The sequence below is a fragment of the Streptomyces cyslabdanicus genome, from assembly GCF_052663305.1.
This window is the reverse complement of sequence record NZ_JBQRUW010000018.1, coordinates 49496-71633: the sequence shown is the minus strand read 5'-3', so window position 1 is coordinate 71633 and position 22138 is coordinate 49496. Positions and strand designations below refer to the sequence as shown.

Genomic DNA, 22138 nt, shown 5'->3' with positions numbered 1-22138 from the left:
CCTGATGCCGCTGCGGCCCGCCCCCTTGAACGCTGGACGCGGGTCGTGGAAGGCGAGGGCCGCGGGCACGGGAGTAGCGCTCCGCGCCGCGGCACGTGCCGCGGGTTCACCTCGGGGGGAGACAGTCGCGCACGTCGGACCGGCATGTCACTGCCGCTCGGGGACCGCCGATCGACCACACTGCGCGGCGTGACGGATACACATGGTGGTCGAGGCGGGGAGTCAACGGGCCCGCCCGGACCTGCCGCGCAACTGGCCGAACTGGACGAGGAACAGCTGCGCGTCCTGCGCCGGGTGGGCCGTGCCTGGGGCCGGGTGTCGGCGTCTCCCGAGACTTGGCGTCGCGCCCTGCCCGTCGACCCCGACCTGGGCGCGTTCCCCCTGGCGGCACAGCTCCGGCCGGCCCGGTTCGGGCGCCTGGTTCCCCTCTCGCCCTTGGGGGCGTCTTCGCCGGGCGAGCAGGTCGACACGGAGGAACGCCCCACCGGTCGGCTGAGTCGTGCCGGGGTGTGGACGCGGCGACTCGTCCTGGGGGTGCCGCTGAGGAGTTCCGCCCTGGTGTCCGAGCGGATGCGCAAGCTCGTGGCTCTGCCCGTGCTGTCGGCCGACGCGCTCTCCTCGGTCGCCTACGGTCCCGAGGCCATGCTCGCGGTCCTCGTGCTCGCGGGAACGGCCGGACTGGCGTACTCGTTCCCGGTCTCCGGCGCGATCGTGTTCCTCATGCTGGCGGTCGGCCTGTCGTACCGTCAGACCATCCGCGCCTACCCGCACGGCGGCGGCTCGTACATCGTGGCCGGCGACAACCTCGGACAGGTGGCCGGTCTGGTGGCCGCGGCGGGACTGATGACCGACTACGTCCTCACCGTCGCGGTGTCGATCGCCTCAGGCGTGGCGGCCATCACCTCGGCGATCCCGTCACTGGCCCCCGACACCGTGCCCATCGGCGTCGGGGTGATCGTGGTTCTCCTCGCCGGAAACCTGCGCGGCATCCGGCAGGCGGGAGCCCTCTTCGCCGCCCCCACCTACGCCTTCATCATCGCCATGTTCGCCCTCATCGTCTCGGGACTCGTCCACGCGGCAGGGCAGGACTTCCGGCCGCGCCCCACCCCGGCGGTCACGGTCACCGAGAGCGCGGGACTCTTCCTGATCATGCGGGCGTTCTCGTCCGGCGCCACGGCGATGACCGGTATCGAGGCCATCTCCAACGCGGTACCGGCGTTCAAGCCCGTCGAGTGGCGCCAGGCCCGTACGACGCTCACCTGGATGGTGGGACTGCTCATCGCCATGTTCGCCGGGATCGTCGTCCTGACCCATCTCGTCGGCGTGGTGCCCAGTACCCGGGAGACGGTGCTCTCCCAACTGGCCCACCTCGGCTTCGGCTCCGGGTGGATGTACGTCTTCGTCCAGGCCGCCACCGCGGCCGTCCTCCTCCTCGCCGCGAACACGGCGTACAACGACTTCCCCCGCGTCCTGTCCCTCCTGGCGCGCGACGACTACGCACCCCGGGTCTTCATGCGGCTGGGCGACCGGCTGGCCTACAGCAACGGAATCATCCTGCTCTCAGTGGCCGCCGCCCTGGTCTACGTGGCGTTCAACGGGCAGACGGCGGCCCTGATCCCGTTGTACGCGGTCGGTGTCTTCCTCGCCTTCACGCTCTCCCAGGCAGGCATGGTCGTGCACTGGTGGCGGCTGCGCGACCGGCACTGGCGCAAGAGCCTGCTCCTGAACGCCCTCGGCGGCCTCCTGTCAGCCGTCGTCTTCGTCACCGCGGGCATCAGCAAGTTCACGTCGGGCGCGTGGGTGGCGATCGTCGCCGTCGGACTGTTCCTGCTCGTGACGCTGCGGATCCGGCACCACTACGCCACCGTCCGGGCACGCCTGCGCCTGCGTCCGCACACCGTGGAACTGCCCGCGCGCACCGCCGTGGGCCGGGGTGCGGACCCCGCCGTGCCGTACGCGGCCCCCGCCCCGCGACGGCACTCGGCGCAGCCGGAGACGAACGGGCAGAACGGCGAGAACGGCGAGAACGGGGAGAACGGGGAGAACGAAGAACTGCCCGGGGAGATCCGCCACCTCACCGTCGTCGCCCTGGCGACGCTCGACCTCGCGGGCATGCGGGCCCTCGCCTACGCGGCCTCCCTCCGCCAGCCCGTGCTCGCCCTCCACATCAGCCTCACCCCTCAGGAGGCCGAACGGGTACGCGCCTACTGGACGTTGTGGGGCGACCACCTCCCGCTGGAGATCGTGGTCTCCCCCTACCGGGCGACCGTGGCGCCTCTCGTCCACTACATCGAGGCCCTGCACCGGCAGCACCCCGACCTCACCCTCACGGTGATCCTCCCGGAGATCATCACCCGGCACCGGCGCCACCAGCTCCTCCACAGCCGCACCGCCCCACGCCTGCGCCGCGCCCTGCGGTCCCTCCCCAAAATCGTCATCACCACCGTGCCCTTCCACGTATAGCGATCCTGCACGCACACGGACATCCAGAGATGCCGGCTGTTACCAGTCCCTCCCCCACGCCAACCGGGCGACTCGCCAACCACGTTGGAAGAGGTTCACGGCCTGGGATCGCGAACCGTCACAGCTTCGGAGCACTTGGCCGATCCGGGCTCGTGACCTCCGAAGTGGCCCTCGGCCCCGGAGACCGGATCATGTGCTTCACCGAAGGTCTGATCGAGGAGCACGAAGTCGAACGTACGGCGCAGAAGGTCCGGGCGGTGGTCCGCTTGGCCGTGCGCGTACGTCGGGCGGCGGCCGATGATGGGAGTACGACCGAACACGCGGAGCTGATCATGACGGGTTGGCGTGTCAGGGACTACTTCCCGGACGACCTCGAGGCGGTGGTCCGCGTCGATGCGCAGAGAGGCACGACCGAAGAGCCGCCTCTCTTCCCGCTCTCGGACGCCGTGACGGCCCTCCAGGCCCTCCACCCGGCCGTGGTGGCCACGGCGGACGACGTGCTGATCGGCGCCGCGGTGAGCAGAGTGGAGGGCGACCGGGCTTGGATTCTGCGTCTCTGCATGGCGCCCGGCTGGCGGCAGCGCGGGCTGGGCAGTGCCCTGATCACGGCCCTTGAGCAACGGCTTTTCGCCGACGGTGTCCGAGCGGTGCACGCCGTCCTGCCGGAGGGTGAGACCGGTGTCGCCGCTCTGCGCAACTGCGACTTCGATGCCCGCTCCGGGCTGGTCTTCTTCGAAAAGCGCGGGCCGGTGACCCCGCGGTCGGCCGGCACGCTGTCCTCGCTCGGAGCGGAGCTGCCGCCCGGGGGACTTTGGCAGAAGGTCGCGGGCATGCAGCGGGAGAAACAGCTCATCGAGCGGCGCCTGGTCCTGCCGCTGGCCCATCCCGGACTGGCCGCCCAGCACGGAGTGGAGCCGCCGCGAGCGGTGATGCTGTTCGGTCCGCCCGGGACCGGCAAAAGCACGTTCGCGCACGCGATCGCCAGCCGCCTGGCATGGCCCTTCCTCGAGCTGTTCCCCGCACGTCTGGCCGCCGAGTACGGCCTGGCGACCGGGCTGAACCGGCGCTTCGACGAGATCGCCCGGCTCGAGCACGTCCTGGTCTTCATCGACGAGGTCGAGGAGGTCGCCGGCGAACGCGGCGGCGCGGACGCGACCGCGGTCGGCGTCGTGAACGAACTGCTCAAGGCGATCGTCCGGTTCCGAAGTCAGGAAGGGCGGCTGCTCGTCTGCGCCACGAACAACGTGACCACGCTCGACTCCGCGTTCCTGCGGCACGGGCGCTTCGACTACGTGCTGCCGATCGGCCCTCCCGACCACACCGCCAGGACGGCCCTGTGGGAAAGCTACCTGGCCCGAGCGGGCGCGGACGCCGACAGCGCGGCACTGGCGTCCGCCAGCGAGGGATTCACCCCCGCCGACATCGCCCACGCGGCGCGCACCGTCTCCCAGGCCCAGTTCGAGCGCACCTTCGACACCGGAACCCGGACGGCTCCCACCACTGCCGACTACCTGGACACGATCCGCGACACCAAGCCCACGGTCAGCGCCGCCATGGCACAGGAGTTCGCCCACCAGACGGAGAGGTTCTCCCGCATCTAGTGCCGCGGCGGGCAACGTTTGCCCGTCAAGGAGCGGCGTCCGGTGCGTGCTCTGGAGGTCCCCCCTGCTCGAAGAGCTTGGGGGAGCGTGCCGGGCGTCGCGACGGGGCAAACGTTGCCTGTCGCGGCATAGTGCTGTAACCCGGCACGACGGGGGCGCCGAAGGGACTGCTCTGGCATGAGGCGTTCCACCCTCTTCCACCACCTGCCGGTGTGCGCGGTGTGGCCTCGGGTTATCCCCACCCCGGATCCGCCAGCAGCCGCCATGGTCGGCGACGTCCGCGATCCGTAGCTTCGAGTCGTCGGCTCGAGAAGAACGGCTCGAAGAGAGCGTGAGAGGACGGACATGAGGCTGCGCGGCGGCACACGACGGAAGACGGAAGAGCGGCCGGAGGCCCAGGGCACGCCCGGTCTCGCCGTCGAACTGCGCGGCGTCAGGCGGCAGTACGGCCGCGGCGCCGGCGCGGTGCACGCCCTCGCGGGCATCGATCTCGCCCTGCCGCGCGGCACGTTCACCGCGGTCATGGGCCCGTCCGGCTCCGGCAAGTCCACGTTCCTGCAGTGCGCCGCAGGACTCGACCGGCCGTCGGCCGGCTCCGTGCGCCTCGGCGGTACGGAGATCACCGGCATGCGCGAGAGCCGGCTCACCGAGCTGCGCCGCAGCCGCCTCGGCTTCGTCTTCCAGTCGTTCAACCTGCTGCCCTCCCTCACCGTGGAGCAGAACGTGCTGCTCCCGATGCGCCTCGCCGGGCAGCGCCAGGACCGCGGCCGGGCGGAGGCCGTGCTCGCGCAGGTCGGCCTCGTCGGCAAGGCGAAGCGCCGGCCCGGCGAGCTCTCCGGCGGCCAGCAGCAGCGCGTGGCCATCGCCCGCGCCCTGGTCACCAGCCCGGACGTGGTCTTCGCCGACGAGCCCACCGGCGCCCTCGACACCGGCACCGCCGCCGAGGTCCTCGGCCTGCTCCGGCACGCGGTGGACGCCCTCGGCGCCACCGTCGTCATGGTCACCCACGACCCGGCCGCGGCCGCCTGGGCCGACCGGGTGCTGTTCCTCGCGGACGGTGCCTTCGCCGGCGGCCTCGACCGCGGCTCGGCGGAGCAGATCGCGGCGCGCATGGCCGCCCTCACCTCCCGTACGGGCGCGATGGCGGGGGCCGCGGCGTGAGGAGCCTCGCCCCCAACGGCCTCGCCCGGGCGGCCGTGCGCTTCAGACCGGCGTCGTTCGCCGGCACCTTCGTCGCGCTGATGATGGCGGCGCTGATCGTCTCGGCGTGCGGCATCCTCCTGGAGACGGGCGCCCGCGCGTCGGTGCCGGCGAAGCGGTACGCGAAGGCGCCGGTCGTCGTGGCGGCGGACCAGTACGCCCGTCTCGTCGTGGGCAGCGGCGACAGCCGCTACGAGGCGGCCGGCCAGCTGCCGGACACGGCACGCGTGGACGCCGCGCTGGCCGGCAGGGCGGCCCGCGTGCCCGGCGTCGAGACGGCGGTGCCGGACTTCACGTTCCCGGTGCGCCGGGGCGACACCGCGCTGACGGGCCACGGCTGGGGATCGCACGCGTTCACCGGCGCGGCACTCACCTCCGGGGCCGCGCCCCGTACCGGCGAGGTCGTGCTCGACGCCGCCGCCGCACGGGCCGCGAAGGCCGCCGTCGGCGACACCGTCACGCTCGACACCGCCGCCGGGCGCGCCGGGTTCCGCGTCTCCGGGCTGGCGAAGGCCGGACCCGGCGACGCGGCCGAGGGCGCCAGGGGCTGGTTCGCCGACGCCCAGTCCCCCGCGCTCGCCGGGCATCCCGGCAAGGCCGACGCCATCGCCGTACTGGCGGGGCACGGGGCGGACACCGAGGCCCTCGCCGCCGGCGTGAGGAAGGCGCTGGCCGGCTCCGGCGCCAAGGTGCACACCGGCGACGGCCGCGGCGCCGTCGAGGACCGCGGGGTCGGGTACGCCAGGGAGACGCTCACCGGGCTCGGCGGCTCCTTCGGGGGGATCGCGGCCATGGTCGCCGTCTTCACGGCGTCCGGCACGGTCGCGCTGTCCGTCGCCCAGCGCGCCCGGGAGTTCGCGCTGCTGCGCGCCGTCGGCGCCACGCCACGGCAGATCCGCCGCGCGGTCGCCGCCGAGGCGCTGCTCGTCGCGCCGCTCGCCGGGCTGGTCGGCTGCCTGCCCGGGATCGGGCTCGCGCACTGGTGGTTCGGGCAGTTGAAGGACCGCGGGGCCGTCCCGGGCCCCGTGCACCTGCACGTCTCCTGGATCCCGCTCGTCGTCGCCGTCGGCATGGGGCTGCTGACCGCGCTCGCCGCCGGCTGGGCGGCCGGGCGCCGGCCCGCGAGGATCAAGCCGGGGCAGGCGCTCACCGAGGCGTCGGTGGAGCGGCTGCGGCCGGGCGTGATCCGTACCGTGCTGGGCCTGGGCGCCCTCGTCGGCGGCGGCTTCCTCACCGGCCTCGCCGCCCGTTCGGCCGGGGAGGACGCGGCCAACGCCGCCCTCGGCGTCGTCATGCTCTTCATGCTCGCCGTCGCGCTGCTCGGCCCGCTGGTGGCGCGGCTGTGCGCGGCCCTGTTCGGGCTTGTGCTGCGCGGCCTGGGCGCCGCGGCCTCGCTCGCCGCCGCCAACTCCCGTACGAACGCTCGCCGGCTGGCCTCCGCGATCACCCCGATCGTGCTGGCCATGGCCTTCGCCTCGACGCTCGTCTTCCTGCACACGAGCGAGAGCCGCGTCGCCGCGGAGCAGTTGCGCGCCGGCGTCACCGCGGACCACGTCGTCACACACCCCGCCGGACTGGCCACCGACGCCGTCGACCGGGCCGCCCGTACCCCCGGCGTCGACGCGGCCGTGGGCCTGCTCGACACGCAGGTGCTCGTGCCCGTCGGCTCCGGCGACGACCGGTGGCTGCAGGGCTCCGCGACCCAGGGCATCTCCGGCTCCGGCGCACAGCTCGCGAAGGTGCAGGACCTCGACGTGCGCGGCGGCAGCCTGGACCGGGTCGGCGAGGGGCGTGTCGCCATCGACCAGACGCTCGCCACGTCGGCGAAGGTCGAGGTCGGTGACAAGCTGCCGATGTATCTCCCGGACGGCACCAGGATCAGCCCCGAGGTCGTCGCCGTGTACGGCCGCGGGCTCGGACTCGCCGCCGTGACCATGGACCGCGCGTCCCTGGCCGCCCACGTCACCTCGGGCTTCGACAGCACGCTGCTGGTACGCGGCGGAGACGCGAAGTCCCTCGCCCCGCTGGGCAGGGTCACCGACGCCTCCGGCTACGCGGTCGAGCAGACCACCGACCGCGAGCTCAACGCCTGGGCCAACTACACGATGGCCGCGGTCCTGGGCGGCTTCGCCGCCGTCGCCGCCGTCAACACGCTCGTGATGACCGTCCTGGACCGCCGCTGCGAGCTCGGCATGCTCCGCCTCGTCGGCGCCACCAGGCGCCAGGTGATGGACATGCTGCGCTGGGAGGGCCTGCTGGTGGCGGTGGCCGGCATCGTCCTGGGCACGGCCATCGCCGCGGTCACCCTGGTCCCGATGGTGCGCGGCCTGACCGGCGAGGCCCCGTACATACCCCCGCTCGTGTACGGGTCCTTCGCCGCGGCCGCGGTGGGCCTCGCCCTGCTCGCCGTCACCCTCCCGGCGCGAGCGGCCCTCCGGGGCCGGAAGGGCTGACGGGGTCCGCGGCCTGGGGAGCAGAGCGGGCCCGGGCCCGCTGGGCCGCTCCCGCCCAGGAGTCGGCGAAGCGTCAGGTGAGCGTCAGTTCCGGCTTGTACAGGTCCAGCCACAGTGCCAGGTTCACGGTGCGTTCGAGACCGCGCCGTGCCGCCAGTGTCACCTGCGGGGCGTCCCGGTGGGCGGCCTCGTGCACCCGGTCCCGGTCGAGCAGCTCGAAGACCGGGTGGGACGGGCGCGCGAGGACGTCCCTGACGTGTTCCTGGATGGCGACGGCGTACTGCGGGTCCTGGGTGGACGGGTAGGGGCTCTTGGTCCTGTCGTACACGGACTGCGGAATCAGGTCGGCGGTCGCCTCCCTGAGCAGGCTCTTCTCCCTCCCGTCGAACGACTTCAGCGACCAGGGGGCGTTGTACACGTACTCGACGAGCCGGTGGTCGCAGAACGGCACCCGCACCTCCAGCCCGACCGCCATGCTCAGGCGGTCCTTGCGGTCCAGCAGGACCCGCACGAACCGGGTCAGGTGCAGATGGCAGATCTTCCGCATCCGGTACTCGAAGTCGCTCTCCCCGTCGAGGCGGTGGATGTCCGAGACGGCGGTGCGGTAGCTGTCGGCGACATAGGTCCTCAGGTCCAGGGCTTCGGTGAGAGCGGGGCTCAGGACGCCGGAATCGCTGCCGAAGCGTGAGGCCCGGGCCTTCCACGGGAAGGTGTCGGCGCGTCGGGCCTCCTCGTCGAAGAACTGGAGGTAGCCCCCGAAGACCTCGTCGGCCGACTCGCCGGACAGCGCGACCGTGGAGTGATCGCGGATCGCCTGGAGGAGCAGGTAGAGCGAGGAGTCCAGATCGCCGATGCCCACGGGCAGGTCGCGTGCCCGGATCGTCCGCGCCCGTACGTCGAGGTCGGCGAGGGTCCGCGCGTCGAGGACGATGTCCTGGTGCTCGGTGCCGCAGGCATCGGCGACGTCGTGCACGTACGGGGCGTCGGGGGTGGCACGCAGCTCGTCGGCGGTGAAGTTGTCGGCCTGTCCCACGAAGTCCACGGCGAAGCTGCGCGCCTTCTCACCGCGCTCGCCCAGTTGACGCGCCGCCAGGGCGGTCAACGCGGACGAATCCAGACCGCCCGACAGCAGCATGCAGCGGGGAACGTCGGCGACCAGTTGCCGGCGCACGATGTCGTCGAGCAGTGAGCGCACGGTGGCGATGGTGGTGCCGCGGTCGTCGGTGTGCGGACGGGTCTGGAGCTGCCAGTAGACGCGTCGGCGCATCCCCTGCCGGTCGACGGTGACGACGGTGCCGGGCTCCAGTTCGCGCATGCCGTCCCATACGGCGTGTCCGGGCGTCTTGACCATCGCGAACATCTCCCGCAGTCCGTCGAGGCGGACCCGGGCGGGGGCCAGCGGATGGGCGAGGATGGCCTTGGGCTCGGAGCCGAACAGCACGCCGTCGGAAGTCGGGTGGTAGTAGAACGGCTTGATGCCCATGCGGTCGCGGACCATCACGAGCCGGTCGTGGCGGCCGTCCCACACCGCGAAGGCGAACATGCCGTTGAGCCGCCCGGCGAGCGCCTCCCCCCATTCGAGGTAGGCGTGCAGGACCACCTCGGTGTCCGAGTCGGTCGTGAAGCGGTGGCCCAGACCGGTCAGCTCGCGGCGCAGTTCGGTGAAGTTGTACGTCTCCCCCGAGTAGACGAGCGCCACGGTGCCCTCGGGTGTCCGGACGCTCATCGGCTGCCGGCCGCCGGGAAGGTCGATGATCGCGAGCCTGCGGTGGCCGAGGGCCGCGGGCCCCTCGGCCCAGGTGCCGCGGTCGTCCGGCCCCCGGCAGGACATGGTCTCGGTCATCGCGTCCAAGGTCGCGCTCTCGGACCGCAGATCACGGTCGAAGGACACCCAGCCGGTGATCCCGCACATGTGCTACCTCCAGCGTCCGGCCTCGGCACTTGGCAAAGGAATACCCAAGATCGCGCGCCGCCGGTCCGGCCCGCGGGCTTTCGCCTCCCATCGGGCGGGCACTGTCCGGCGAATGGGGTAAGCGGGGTGGCGCGGGGGTCAGGGGCGGGAGAGGGTCGCCGTGGACGTGACGCGGCACCGGGTGCGGTCTCGGACGGAGGGCGTCGTCCCCGCCGCCCCAAAGTCGGTAACTCCCTCGAAGTGTGTGTAGAGTAGCGGTGTCGACGCGGGGTGGAGCAGCTCGGTAGCTCGCTGGGCTCATAACCCAGAGGTCGCAGGTTCAAATCCTGTCCCCGCTACGAGAGGAAAGGGCCCGGGTCGTCCCGGGCCCTTTCGCATGTGCTCAGGGCTCTGTCCCGACGGGACTCCCGGCGTTCAGTCGGCCGCGCCCCGGATCCGTTGACGTGATTCTTCCGGGCTGCCGTGCCCCAGCGCGGGGTGTAAGCAGGAAGCATGCCTCTTCGGCGGCGGATCTCGCACCGTTTCCACTCGTGGCAGGCCAGTGACGCTCTGCTCGCGGTGCCGCTGGGTTTGATAGCCGCCATCATCGTCGCCGACGTTCTGACCGGGCCCCACGTACCGCTGGGCCCTTTGTTGATCGTGGCTCCCGCGATCACCGCGTCCTTCGCCAGTCCCTTCCGCACCGCCCTGGTCAGCATCGTCGCCGTGGCGGCCCTGCTCTGCGTCGGTGCGGTGTTCCACCTCCTGACCACGGAGAGCGTCGGCGCGCAGATCATCTCCCTGATCGTGGTCTCGGTGGTCGTGACGGCGTTCCGTTATCTGCGCGAACGGCACACCCGTGAGCTCCAGCAGGTACGCAGAGTGTCGGAGGCCGCGCAGCGGGTGGTGCTCAGGCCCCTGCCCCGGCGCATCGGGCCGCTGCGGGTGGCGTCGGTGTACCTGGCGGCCCAGGAGGAGGCGCTGATCGGCGGCGACCTGTACGCGGCCGTCCGCACCCCGGTCGGCACCCGGCTGATCATCGGCGATGTGATGGGCAAGGGCCTGACCGCGATGGGCGACGCCTCGCTGCTCCTTGGCGCGTTCCGGGAGGCCGCGCACCGGGAGGGGGCCCTGCCCGAGCTGATGGCCTACCTGGAGCGCAGCGTGTGCTGGAACCTGGCCGAGCCCACCGAGCCGGGTCAGGAGGGGGAGTGCTTCATCACCGCCGCGATCATCGACATCCCCGACGCGCAGCCCCAGGCGCAGATGGTGTCCTGCGGACATCCGCCGCCGCTGCTGCTGCGCGGCCGGCAGGTCGTCACGCTGCACGCCAGCGCTCCCGCTCCGCCGCTGGGGCTGGGCGAGCTGAGCACGCCGGAGTACCGGGTGGACACCTTCCTGCTGGAGCCCGGGGAGCTTCTGCTGCTGTACACCGACGGTGTGGTCGAAGCACGCGACCCCGCGGGCGTCTTCTACCCGCTCACCACGCGGATCGTCTCCTGGGCGCAGGACAGCCCCATGGCACTGGTCCACCATCTGCGCGCCGACCTGCTGGACCACGTCGGCGGGCGGCTGGCCGACGACGCCGCCGTGGTCGCCCTGCAACGCACTGCCGGGCCTTAGTGCCTCAGCCCTTCAGCCGCGTCAGAGGGCGCCCGGTGCGCCGAGGCCGGTCAGGGCGCCGACCGGGTCGAGGTCGGGGGTGCCGCGGGGCCACCAGTCGTCGCGGTCCGGCTCCGACTCGTACGCGTACCACAGGCCGTCCCGGCCCAGGCGGAGCTGGAGGTGGCCGCGCGGGTGGGTAAGCCGGTTGCGCCAGGGGCGGAAGGCGGGCAGGTCGGCGGCGAGAAGCAGCGGGCGCGCCCGGTCGAAGCGACCGGCCGGCGGGTCCCAGGGCTCTTCCAGGACGGCGAGTCCCGCCGAACCGCCCTGGCGCCAGGCTGCCACCGCCCGCGCCAGTTCGGCCGTGCCTCGGCCGGTGGCGGAGGCGAGCGCCGCGTACAGGGAGCGGGTGGCCGCGGTCAGTCCCGAGCCGGGGCGGGCGGCGGCGAGGCGTACCGCGTCCTGCCACAGTGTGAGCCCGCCGACCGGATCACGGCCGGTGGTGAGCAGGGCGTGGGCGCGGGCGGCCGCGTCGGTGGCCAGCTGGTCGAGGGCGAACGGATCGGGTCCGCCCGGTGCCGCCGGGTACACCGGGGGCTGTTCCGGGTGCGCGGGCGCGGGCAGCGGTGGGGGCAGCGGCGGGCGTTGCCGCTCGGCGAGCGCGTCGCCCGCGCGGACGCCGGGGAACGGCTCCGGGTCCCGCTCCTGCGCGGCGCGGGCCGCGCGGGTGGCGTTCAGCCGGGACAGGGCGTCGAGCAGCGCGCGCTCGCCCCGGCCGCGGAGCAGCAGCAGGACGAAGGGGTCGGCGTCCAGCAGGCGTGCGGTCTGGTAGCAGAGGGCGGCGGCGTGTTTGCAGGGGTGGCCGCGGTCGGGACAGCTGCAGTGCGGCTCCAGGTCGCCCGGTTCGGGGAGCAGTGGGACCCCGCAGTCGGCGAGGGACTGGGGCATCTCCTTGTCCAAGAGCGCGGCGATGTGCCCGGGCCGCTCGGCGACGGTGTCCAGGAACCGGTCCCAGTCGGCCTCGTCCAGCGTCCGCAACCGTACCTGGACCCGGTACGGGCGCGGTCGGCTTCCCTGCACGTACGCCAGGACCAGCCCCGGGGTGACGGTGACGGCGTCCACGTGCCCCGTCTGCGCGTACCCGCGGCCACGGGCCAGCCGGGCCGTGTCCAGCGCGCCCTCCTCCAGTGCGTCGACCCACGCGTTGCCCCACCAGGTCTCGGCGAACCGGTCGCCGTGCGCCGCCCGCGCCGGGAACGCCGGGAAGGTACGCCGCAGTTCGCCGTCCCGGCGGGGGGAGGCCATGCTGCGGGGCGTCCGGGGCGTCCCGGAGCCGGCCGCCGCCGGTGGGGCGGCGGCCCTTCCGCAGCCCGTCCCGTCCGGGGCCGCCCCGGACGTCCGACGGCCTTGCGCCCACCCGTCCACCGAGGCGCCGTCCTCGGGCCCGTGCACGTCCCCCGCCGAAGGGTCGTGGGGGGTGCCCGTGCACGTCGAGGCGTCCTCCCCCGCCGTCGAGGGGACGTCCGGGGTGCCTGCCGAGACGCCCTTCCTCGTCACCGCCGAGGAGGCCCCGGGGGCGCCGGACTGTGAGGTGTCGTTCGGGGTGCCGGCGAAGGGGAGGCGGATGCCGGAGGTGACGGCCGGGGTGGGGGTGAGGACGCCCGCCGGGACGACGTCCTCCGGGGCCCTCAGCAGGACGGCCTGCGACGCGGCGGCCCGGGCAGCGGTCGGGGCGTCGGTATGGGCGTCCGCGGTGGAGAGGCTCCACGGGGCCGGTCCTGGCACCCCCGGCGAGGGCGCGGACCGGAGTGTCCGGGTCGGCTCGGGGCTTTCCTGATCGGCCATGCCGTCGCCGCCGGGCTCCGCATCGTGGCCGGACCCGGCCGGGGGCATCCGGAAGAGGCCTGTAGGCGCTTCCGTCGCGGCCGGTGCCGTGTCGTGTGTGCCTGCGCCACCGTCTTCGGCAGCGGTCCCGGACCGGGGGTCGGCCGGTGCCGGCCGGATTGCCCGGCGCGGGGCCGGAGCCGGACGGCGGGCCGTCCTGGTTCCCGCCTGCGCGACCGCCGCCCGGGCCGCACGCCGGGCCAGGGCGCCACGCAACGCCTCACGCGCGGCATCCGAGGGACGCGCCCCCACGGGCCGCCCCGGTGCGCCGGCACCCGCCGGGTCGCCGGGAGGTGCCGGGTCGCCGGAGGACACCGCGGCACCGGTGGGCGCCGAGGGGCCGGTGTGCGCCGAGGCCTCGGCGGGTGCCGGGGCTCCGGAAGACGCCACGTCGGCGGACAGGTCGCCAGAAAACGCCAGTCCACCGGAGGACGCCGAGCGGCCGGAGGACGCCAGGCCGCTGGAGGACGCCGCAGCGCCGGAGGACTCCGAGGGGCCGGCGGGCGCCGGGCCGCCGGGAGACGCCAGGTCGGCGGACAGGTCGCCGGGAGATGCCAAGCCACCGGAGGACTCCGCAGCGCCGGAGGACTCCGAGGGGCCGGAGGACGCCAGGCCGCCGGCGGGCGCCGGGCCGCCGGCGGGCGCCGGGCCGCCGGGAGACGCCGGGCCGCCGGGAGACGCCAGGTCGGCGGACAGGTCGCCGGGAGATGCCAAGCCACCGGAGGACGCCGAGGGGCCGGAGGACGCCAGGTCGGCGGACAGGTCGCCGGGAGATGCCGAGCCACCGGAGGACTCCGCAGCGCCGGAGGACGCCGAGAGGCCGGCAGGGGCCAGGTCGCCGGAGGACGCTCCGGTGCCCGTAGGTGCCGAAGGTTGGGAGGTCGGGTCGGGCGTGTTCTCCGCGGTGGCCGCGGCTTCGACGGTTCCGTCGCCGCGGCGTGCGGTGGACTGCGCGCGCCGCAAGGCGTCCCGTGCGGCGTCGCCGGGACGGTTCACCGCGCCGGCCTGGTCCCCCGGCACGGGTTCGCGGTGGTCCGCGGATTCGGGTCGCCGGGTCTGCTGTTCCCGGGCGGCGCGCAGGGCCCGGCGTGCCGCGTCGGCGGGGCGCTCGTCCATCAGGCCTCCCTCCGCAGCGAGACCAGGTCGGACAGCTCCCGGTCGGTCAGCTCCGTGAGCGCCGACTCGCCCCCGCCGAGGATCGCGTCGGCCAGGGCGCGCTTGGCGGCGAGCATCTCGGCGATGCGGTCCTCCACGGTGCCCTCGGTGATCAGGCGGTGCACCTGGACCGGCTGGGTCTGGCCGATGCGGTAGGCGCGGTCGGTGGCCTGTTCCTCGACCGCCGGGTTCCACCAGCGGTCGAAGTGGACGACGTGGCCCGCGCGGGTGAGGTTCAGGCCCGTGCCCGCCGCCTTCAGGGACAGGACGAGGACGGGGGTCGCGCCACTCTGGAAGCGGTCCACCATGCGCTCGCGCTCCGGGACCGGCGTACCGCCGTGGAGCAGGTCCACGGGGACCGCGCGGGTGGTGAGGTGGGAGGTGATCAGGCGGGCCATGCCGACGTACTGGGTGAAGACCAGCGCCGAGCCGTCCTCGGCGAGCAGGGTGTCCAGCAGCTCGTCGAGGAGCGCCAGCTTCCCGGAGCGCGCCGCCGGCCCGTCGCCGCCGCGGGCGTGTTCCTCCTTGAGGTAGAGCGCGGGGTGGTCGCAGATCTGCTTCAGCGAGGTCAGCAGTTTCAGGACCAGTCCGCGCCGGGCCATGCCGTCCGCCGTCTCGATGGCGAGCATCGACTCGCGCACCACGGCCTCGTACAGCGCGGCCTGCTCGCGGGTGAGCGGGACCGGGTGGTCCGTCTCGGTCTTCGGCGGCAGCTCGGGGACGATGCCGGGGTCGGACTTCCTGCGGCGCAGCAGGAAGGGGCGCACCAGGCGGCCCAGGCGCCGCACCGCCTCCTCGTCCTCACCGGTCTCCACCGCGCGGGCGTGCCGGGCGCGGAAGGACTTGAGCGGGCCGAGGAGCCCGGGGGTGGTCCAGTCGAGCAGGGCCCACAGTTCGGACAGGTTGTTCTCCACAGGGGTGCCGGTGAGGGCCACGCGCGCGGGGGACGGGATCGTCCGCAGCGCCTTCGCGGTCGCCGAGTACGGGTTCTTGACGTGCTGGGCCTCGTCGGCGACAACCATGCCCCAGGGCTGCTCGGCCAGCCGGGGTGCCGTGGACCGCATCGTGCCGTACGTGGTGAGCACGAAGCCGCCGTCGAGGCCGTCCAGGGTGCGGTCCTGGCCGTGGAAGCGGCGGACGGGGACGCCGGGGGCGAACCGGGTGATCTCCCGCTGCCAGTTGCCCAGCAGGGAGGCCGGGCACACCACCAGGGTGGGTTCGCGGTGCGCCCGTTTCAGGTGCAGGGCGATGACGGTGACCGTCTTGCCGAGGCCCATGTCGTCGGCGAGGCAGCCGCCGAGGCCGAGGGAGGTCATGAGATCGAGCCAGGCCAGGCCGCGCAGCTGATAGTCGCGCAGGGTGGCGTCGAGGCCCGGCGGCGGTTCGGCGGGGCGTACGCCGGCCGTGAGCCTGTCCCGCAGGGTCGCCAGCGCGCCGACGGGCACCGCCTCGATCATCTCGCCGTCGACTTCCGCGGTGCCGGTGAGGGCGACGGAGAGCGCGTCGACCGGGTCGAGCAGTCCGAGGTCGCGCTTGCGGGCCTTGCGGACGAGGGCCGGGTCGACGAGCACCCAGCGGTCCCGCAGCCGCACCACCGGGCGGTGGGCCTCGGCGAGCGCGTCCATCTCGGCGTCGCTGAGCGGGTCGCCGCCGAGCGCCAGCTGCCAGCGGAACCGCAGCAGGTCCTCGCTCTCGAAGAAGCCGGTGCCGTCCTTGGCGGAGCCCGGCGCGGGGCGCACCACCGCGGTTGCCGTGAGGTCCTGGGCCAGGTCGCGCGGCCAGTGCACGGCGACGCCCGCCGCGGCGAGCCGGGTCGCGGCCACGCCGAGCAGGTCGCTCACCTCGCTCTCGGAGAGGGCGAGGACGTCGGGCACCTCCTGTTCGGAGAGCCGGTCCAGCGGGGGCCAGACGCGGGCCGCGCGCCGTACTGCCAGGGCGGCGTCCACGCGTGCGCGTGGGCCGAACGCCAGGTCCGCCTCGCCCGCCCACAGGGCCGCCGCGTCGGCGACGAGGGTGGGGTCGGCGAGACTGTGCACCTGGACGATCGCCGCGCCCGCACGGCGGGCCGCGCCGTCCCCTTCGTCGGCGGCGTCGGCGTCGAACAGGCCGTGCGCGGGCAGGTCCAGGCGGAGTGAGACGCGTACGCCCGCGTCCATGCCGGCGGCGACCTCGGCCGCCCAGTCGTGGGCGTGCGGCAGGCTCTGCGGTGCGTGGGCGGCGAAGGGTTTGCCGCAGGTGTGGGGCGCGGCCGGGGTGCGGGGCAGGGTGTCGGCGACCGCGTCGAGGAAGGTGCGCAGCAGCGCCTCCGGTTCGGGCAGCCGGAGCGGGCCCGGGCCGGGCAGCGGGGCCGCGTGGCCCTCGTGGGGCAGGGCGGCGGCGATCGCGCGCAGGTGGGCGATGTCGTCCGGGTCGAGGGGCCCCGCGCGCCAGGCGTCGTGCCCGGTGGCGGTCAGACCGGGCAGCAGCCGTCCACGGGCGACGAGCCGCAACGCGTGCAGGGCGGCGGCGCCCCAGCAGGCCGCGGCGGGATGCGCCGCCGGATCGTGCCGTGCCCGCACGAGGTGCGGCAGCGCGTCCTCGACCGGCAGCGACAGCGCGGGCACGCTCCTGCGCCGGACCACCGCCCCGTGCCGCCGCACGACAGTGAGCTCCGTGCGCAGGGACGTGTCGCCGCCCGGGTGCGGCCCGGGCGTGGTCGTCATCCCCTGACCGGCGCGCTCCGAACGGGCGCCGGTCGTTCGCCCGGTGCCGTCCGCGGGATCGGCGGCGGGGGCGCCCCCCGCCCATACGTCGCCGCTCGGGTCCCAGAAGGCGATGCGGCTGTCGCGGGGAAGGGGGGCGGGGAGGAAGACGGCGGCGAGGCGCGGGGACACGGACTCCGTGTGCGCCGCGCTGTCCGTCGCTTCGACCGCCGTGTCGCTCATACGTCCTGTCACCTCCCGCTCGTCGTCCGGCCCAGTCGTCCTCGACTGTACGGGCGGGGTCTGACAATCGGCTCCGGCGGCCCGGGCGGGGCCACGGTCGGCATCAGGGGACGGTGCGGGAGACGACGTAGACCATCGGCAGGACCGGGTTGGACAGGTTCACGACCACGTCCTGCGTGGGGGCGGGGTTCTTCTGGCTGTGGGTGAGACCCCACCAGGGGCCGGAGCTGGTGAAGGTCCAGCCGGTGGTCTTCTTGTCCCGGACGCCGACGGTGACGGCGCCCTCCTTCAGGTCGCTCCGGTTGGCTCCCATGGCCTCCAGGAAGGAGGTGAGGCCCGGTTCGGTGGTCCGGAACTGGACGTAGAGACGGCTGGTCTTCCAGTTGTTCGTCTCGTAGGAGGAGACCATGTCGGCCGGGTGCGGGATCGGCACCTGGTAGAGGCGGCGCTGGACCTTGGACGGGTAGCCGGGCGCGAGGCCCTTCGCCGCGTAGCGGGCCTCCTTGTCCTTGCCGCTGTCGCGGCTCTGGTTGGCGGAGATCACCAGGTAGCCGGCCGGGACGCCGATGAGCAGCCCGATGATCAGCAGCGTGAGGGCCCTGCGGCGGTTGCGGCGCCGGCGGTCCTCAACCCGTGGGGGCCGTCCGTCCGGCGGCGCCGCCTGCCGCGGCAGCGACATCGTCACAGCGCCTCCTGGGCCGCGCGCCGCGCCTGCGCGTACCGCTCGTAGCGCTCGTACCGCTCGACCCGGCGCCGCTTGGCGCGCCGGAAGCGGCGGGCGACCAGCCGGGCGAGGTCGGCGGCGCCGACCATGCCCGCCTCGGGGCCCAGCTGGGCGCGTGCGATACGGGCCTCGGGTCGGTAGCCGCGGCCGGTGAGGTGCCGTTTGAAGGCGTCCCGCGCGGGGCCGATCAGCAGGTCGTCGGCCGCGGAGACCCCGCCGCCGATGACGAAGCAGGACGGGTCGAGGGCGGCGGCCAGGTTGGCGATGCCGACGCCGAGCCACTGGCCGATGTCCTCGAGCAGTTCGACGCACATGGCGTCGCCCTCGCGGGCCAGCTCGGTGATCATCGGCCCGGTGATGTCGGCGATGTTCCCCTTGACGTGCTCGATGATCCCGTAGGCGACCGGGGAGTCGGCCGCGGCCAGCTCCCGCGCCTCCCGCACCAGGGCGTTGCCCGAGCTGTACTGCTCCCAGCAGCCGCGGTTGCCGCACGGGCAGCGGTGGCCGCCGGGCACGACCTGCATGTGGCCGAACTCTCCGGCGACACCGAATTTCCCCCGCTTGACCTGGCCGTCCTCCAGGATCGCGCCGCCGATCCCGGTGCCGAGCGTGATCATGACGAGGTGGTCCTCGTCGCGGCCCGCGCCGAAGCGCCACTCGGCCCAGGCGGCGGCGTTGGCGTCGTTGTCGACCAGGACAGGCACGGACAGGCGTTCGGAGAGGCGGTCGCGCAGGGGTTCGTTGCGCCAGGACAGGTGGGGGGCGAACAGCACGCGGTTGCGGTCGGCGTCGACCCAGCCGGCCGCGCCGATGCCGACCGCGTGCACGTCGTGCCGGTCGGACAGGTCCAGGACCAGTTCGACGATGGTGTCCTCGACGACCCGCGGGCTCTTGGACTTGTCCGGGGTCTCCGTGCGGAGCCGCTCCAGGATGTTGCCGTCGGCGTCGACGACGCCCGCCATCACCTTGGTGCCGCCGATGTCGATGCCCACCGTGGGGACGCGGGGTGCGGTCAGGTGGGAGCGCCGCTCCCGGGTACCGACCGTGCGCAGTACGGGGGCGCGGCGGGAGCCGATGGGAGCGGTGAGGTCGCGGTAGGTGCTCATCGGGCCCGATTCTGCCGCACGGTGGGTAAGGGCTTCGTACGGGGCACCGAGGGGCCGGTGCCCGGTTTGTACGGGATGCTGACGTGTGGGGTTCGTCGCGCCCGCGTTGCGGAGCGGCATGATGCCACAACCCCGCGGGCCCTCACTCCCCTTGCAGCTCATGGCGTAGATCGTCCAGGTCGCTGCCGCCGGCCATCTGCCGGGTCAGCTCGTCCAGGGTGATCGCGTCCCGTGTGTGGTGGCCGACCATGGTGCCCCGCCTCAGCAGGACGAATCGGTCACCTACAAGGTACGCGTGATGCGGGTTATGGGTGATCAGCACCACACCCAGCCCCTGGTCCCGGGCCGCCGCCACATACCTCAGCACCACGCCCGACTGCTTCACGCCGAGCGCGGCGGTCGGCTCGTCCAGAACGAGCACCTTCGCGCCGAGGTACACCGCGCGCGCGATGGCGACGCACTGGCGTTCGCCACCCGACAGGGTGCCGATGGGCTGGTCGACGTCGCGCAGGTCGATTCCCATCCGCAGCAGTTCGGCCCGTGCCGTCCTGCGCATGAGGTCGACGTCCAGGCGCTTGAAGGGGCCCACCCCCTTGCGGGGCTCGGAGCCGAGGAAGAAGTTCCGCCAGACCGGCATGAGGCCGACGACCGCCAGGTCCTGGTACACCGTGGCGATGCCCCGGTCCAGCGCGTCGCGCGGCGAGGTGAGCCGGGTCTCCTCGCCCTCGACGCGCAGGACACCGCCGTCGTGCTGGTGCAGTCCCGCGATGATCTTGATCAGGGTCGACTTGCCGGCGCCGTTGTCGCCCAGGACGCAGGTGATCTCCCCGGCGTGGACCTCCAGGCCGACGTCCCCCAGGGCACGGACACCGCCGTAGCGCTTGCTGACGCCGGACAGCTCCACGAGTGCCGTGCGTGCTTCGCTCCGCGTCACTTGGTGGCCTCCGCCCGCCTGCGGACCCAGGTGTTGAGCAGGGTCGCGAGGAGCAGCATCGCTCCGAGGAAGAACTTGAACCAGTCGGGGTTCCACTCGGCGAAGACGATGCCCTTGCTGGTCATGCCGAACAGGAGAGCTCCGACCGCCGAGCCGATGGCGCTGCCGTAGCCGCCGGTGATCAGGCAGCCACCGATCACGGCGGCGATGATGTAGATCAGCTCGTTGCCGACGCCCTCGCCGGACTGCACCGCGTCGAAGGAGAAGAGCAGGTGCTGCCCGCAGATCCAGGCGCCGAGGCCCACGCCCATGTAGAGCCCGGTCTTGGTTCCGGTGACCGGTACGCCGACCGCGCGGGCCGCGTCCTCGTTGCCGCCGACCGCGAAGATCCAGTTGCCGGTGCGGGTGCGCAGCAGGATCCAGGAGGCGAGGGCGACCAGTCCGAGCCACCACAGGATGGTGACCTTGATGTCGACGCCGCCGACGGTGAGCGTCGAGGCGAACACCGCGCGGGCGCTGGAGAAGCCCTCCATGTCGCCGATCGTCTTGGTGGAGACGGTGCCGTCGATCAGCTTGGTGAAACCGAGGTTCATCCCGGTCAGCATCAGGAAGGTGCCCAGGGTGACGATGAAGCTGGGCAGCCGGGTGCGGGTCAGCACGAAGCCGTTGAAGGCGCCGATCGCCAGGGTGACCAGCAGCGACACGCCGACCCCGACCCAGACGTTCGCGGTCGTCTGGTAGCTGAACATCGAGGAGACCAGCGCGGAGGACGTCACCATGACGCCCGCCGACAGGTCGAACTCCCCGCCGATCATCAGCAGCGCGACCGGGACCGCCATGATGCCGATCGTCGAGGACGCGTACAGGACGGTGCTGAGGCTGGAGGCGCGCAGGAAGCCGTCGGCGGCGCAGGCGAAGAAGACGAGGACGGCGATCGCGCCGACGACCGAGCCGAGCTCGGGGCGGGTGAGCAGTCTGCGCAGCGCCGGGGTCGGCAGAATCGTTTCAGCAGCGGGGGTCTCGGCGTCGGCGGCGGGCCGGTCCGTACTCGTCCCGCTCATCGGGTGCCCCGCTTCGTGTACTCCTCCAGCGCGGCCGCCTGGTCCTTGGTGACGATCTGCGGGCCGGTGAGCACCGGCCGGCCTCCGCCGAGGACGTCGCCGTTGTACTTGTAGAGCCAGAGCAGGTCGACGGCCTGGTAGCCCTGGAGGTAGGGCTGCTGGTCGACGGCGAAGCCGAGCGTGCCGTCCCTGAGCTCCGCGGCGACCTTGGCGTTCAGGTCGAAGGTGTCGACCTCGGCCCTGCTGCCGGCGTCGGCCCTCGCCTTGACGGCGGTGTCCGCGTACGGGGCGCCGAGCGTCACGACCGCGTCGACGGACTTGTCCGCCTGGAGCTTGGCGCCGATCGTGGCCTGCACGTCGGGCATGTTGGTGCCGTTGACGTAGAGGTTGTCGACCGTGCCGGAGAAGGTCTTCGCCACCCCGGCGCAGCGCTGCTCGTGCCCGACGTTGCCCTGTTCGTGCAGGACGCAGAGCACCTTCTTCTTCCCGCGCTCGTTCAGCTCCTGCCCGACGGCCTCACCGGCGAAGGTCTCGTCCTGGCCGACGTGCGTGAGGGCGCCGTACGCCTTGGACTGCGCCGATCCGGAATTGACCGTGATCACCGGGATACCGGCCTTCTCGGCGCGGGCCACGGCGGCCTTGAGCGCGTCGGGCTTGGCGAGGGTGACGATGATGCCGTCGACCTTCTTGTCCACCGCGGCGTCCACGAGCTGCGCCTGCTGCTGGGCCTCGGCGTCGTGCGAGTACAGGAAGTTGATGTTGTCCTTGACCGCGGCCTGCTTGGCACCGCTCTGCACGATGTCCCAGAACGTGTCACCGTCCCCGGAGTGCGTGATCATCGCGAAGGTCCAGCGGGGGGTGTCCACCGCGGCCCCGCCCTGGGCCGCCGCGGCCTTGCGGGCGTCCTCCGCCCGCTTGCCGCCGGTGCTGCTGCATCCCGCAAGCGACAGGGACAGTGCCCCTGCCAGCGCGATGACTACCCAGGTTGGAAACCGTGCCACGAGGCCGTGCCCTTCTCGCTGTGCCCGAACGTACGCGAGGGGCCGATGGCGATCCCACCAGCCCCGAACGTTCCATTATCGGACACCGGAATCCTTGGTTCCGCGGGCGGGGAGCGGTGACGGGTCACATTGTCCGGAC

13 protein-coding genes and 1 tRNA gene are annotated in these 22138 nt (G+C 73.3%); 6 read left to right on the top strand and 8 right to left on the bottom strand.

What is annotated here, in order from left to right; all coding sequences use genetic code 11:
- Positions 1-189: 189 nt before the first annotated feature.
- The 4 genes from ACTYVM_RS13155 (at position 190) to ACTYVM_RS13140 (ending at position 7717) form a co-directional block, all read left to right on the top strand.
- Entirely contained in the window at positions 190-2463 is a 2274-nt protein-coding gene (locus ACTYVM_RS13155) for an APC family permease (RefSeq protein ID WP_445526121.1), read from the top strand.
- Between the two features lie 332 nt (positions 2464-2795).
- Positions 2796-4064, top strand: coding sequence for an ATP-binding protein (locus ACTYVM_RS13150; RefSeq protein ID WP_445526148.1), 1269 nt, complete (start codon positions 2796-2798; stop codon positions 4062-4064).
- Between the two features lie 345 nt (positions 4065-4409).
- Positions 4410-5225, top strand: a complete 816-nt coding sequence (locus tag ACTYVM_RS13145; RefSeq protein WP_445526120.1) for an ABC transporter ATP-binding protein — start codon at positions 4410-4412, stop codon at positions 5223-5225.
- Positions 5222-7717, top strand: coding sequence for an ABC transporter permease (locus ACTYVM_RS13140; protein WP_445526119.1), 2496 nt, complete (start codon positions 5222-5224; stop codon positions 7715-7717). The genes ACTYVM_RS13145 and ACTYVM_RS13140 overlap by 4 nt, the downstream gene beginning before the upstream one ends.
- A gap of 73 nt (positions 7718-7790) precedes the next feature.
- Here the strand turns inward: ACTYVM_RS13140 and asnB are convergent, their stop codons facing one another.
- A complete protein-coding gene (gene asnB, locus ACTYVM_RS13135; protein ID WP_445526118.1) occupies positions 7791-9629 on the bottom strand; it encodes an asparagine synthase (glutamine-hydrolyzing) in 1839 nt (612 codons plus the stop codon).
- A gap of 264 nt (positions 9630-9893) precedes the next feature.
- On the opposite strand from asnB, the gene ACTYVM_RS13130 reads away from it, so the two are divergent.
- Positions 9894-9967, top strand: a tRNA-Met gene (locus ACTYVM_RS13130).
- Between the two features lie 154 nt (positions 9968-10121).
- Positions 10122-11231 carry a PP2C family protein-serine/threonine phosphatase gene (locus tag ACTYVM_RS13125; protein WP_445526117.1) on the top strand — a complete coding sequence of 370 codons (1110 nt, stop codon included), beginning with the start codon at positions 10122-10124 and terminating at the stop codon, positions 11229-11231.
- A 21-nt stretch (positions 11232-11252) separates the two neighbouring features.
- Here the strand turns inward: ACTYVM_RS13125 and ACTYVM_RS13120 are convergent, their stop codons facing one another.
- From ACTYVM_RS13120 to ACTYVM_RS13090, 7 genes are all read right to left on the bottom strand, one after another.
- Positions 11253-14210: an SWIM zinc finger family protein gene (locus ACTYVM_RS13120; protein WP_445526116.1), complete on the bottom strand. Its 2958-nt coding sequence runs from the start codon at positions 14208-14210 to the stop codon at positions 11253-11255.
- Entirely contained in the window at positions 14210-17173 is a 2964-nt protein-coding gene (locus ACTYVM_RS13115; protein ID WP_445526115.1) for an SCO1167/SCO6262 family helicase, read from the bottom strand. Before ACTYVM_RS13115 ends, ACTYVM_RS13120 begins: the two co-directional genes overlap by 1 nt.
- A gap of 103 nt (positions 17174-17276) precedes the next feature.
- Positions 17277-17858 (bottom strand): sugar kinase, encoded by a 582-nt coding sequence (locus ACTYVM_RS13110; protein WP_445526114.1) that lies wholly within the window; start codon positions 17856-17858, stop codon positions 17277-17279.
- Positions 17855-19003 (bottom strand): ROK family glucokinase, encoded by a 1149-nt coding sequence (locus tag ACTYVM_RS13105; protein ID WP_445526113.1) that lies wholly within the window; start codon positions 19001-19003, stop codon positions 17855-17857. The genes ACTYVM_RS13110 and ACTYVM_RS13105 overlap by 4 nt, the downstream gene beginning before the upstream one ends.
- Before the next feature lie 142 nt (positions 19004-19145).
- On the bottom strand, positions 19146-19937 hold the full coding sequence (locus ACTYVM_RS13100; RefSeq protein ID WP_445526112.1) for an ATP-binding cassette domain-containing protein: 792 nt from the start codon (positions 19935-19937) through the stop codon (positions 19146-19148).
- Positions 19934-20998, bottom strand: coding sequence for an ABC transporter permease (locus tag ACTYVM_RS13095; protein WP_445526111.1), 1065 nt, complete (start codon positions 20996-20998; stop codon positions 19934-19936). Before ACTYVM_RS13095 ends, ACTYVM_RS13100 begins: the two co-directional genes overlap by 4 nt.
- Positions 20995-21999 (bottom strand): sugar ABC transporter substrate-binding protein, encoded by a 1005-nt coding sequence (locus tag ACTYVM_RS13090; RefSeq protein WP_445526110.1) that lies wholly within the window; start codon positions 21997-21999, stop codon positions 20995-20997. Before ACTYVM_RS13090 ends, ACTYVM_RS13095 begins: the two co-directional genes overlap by 4 nt.
- Positions 22000-22138: the final 139 nt, after the last annotated feature.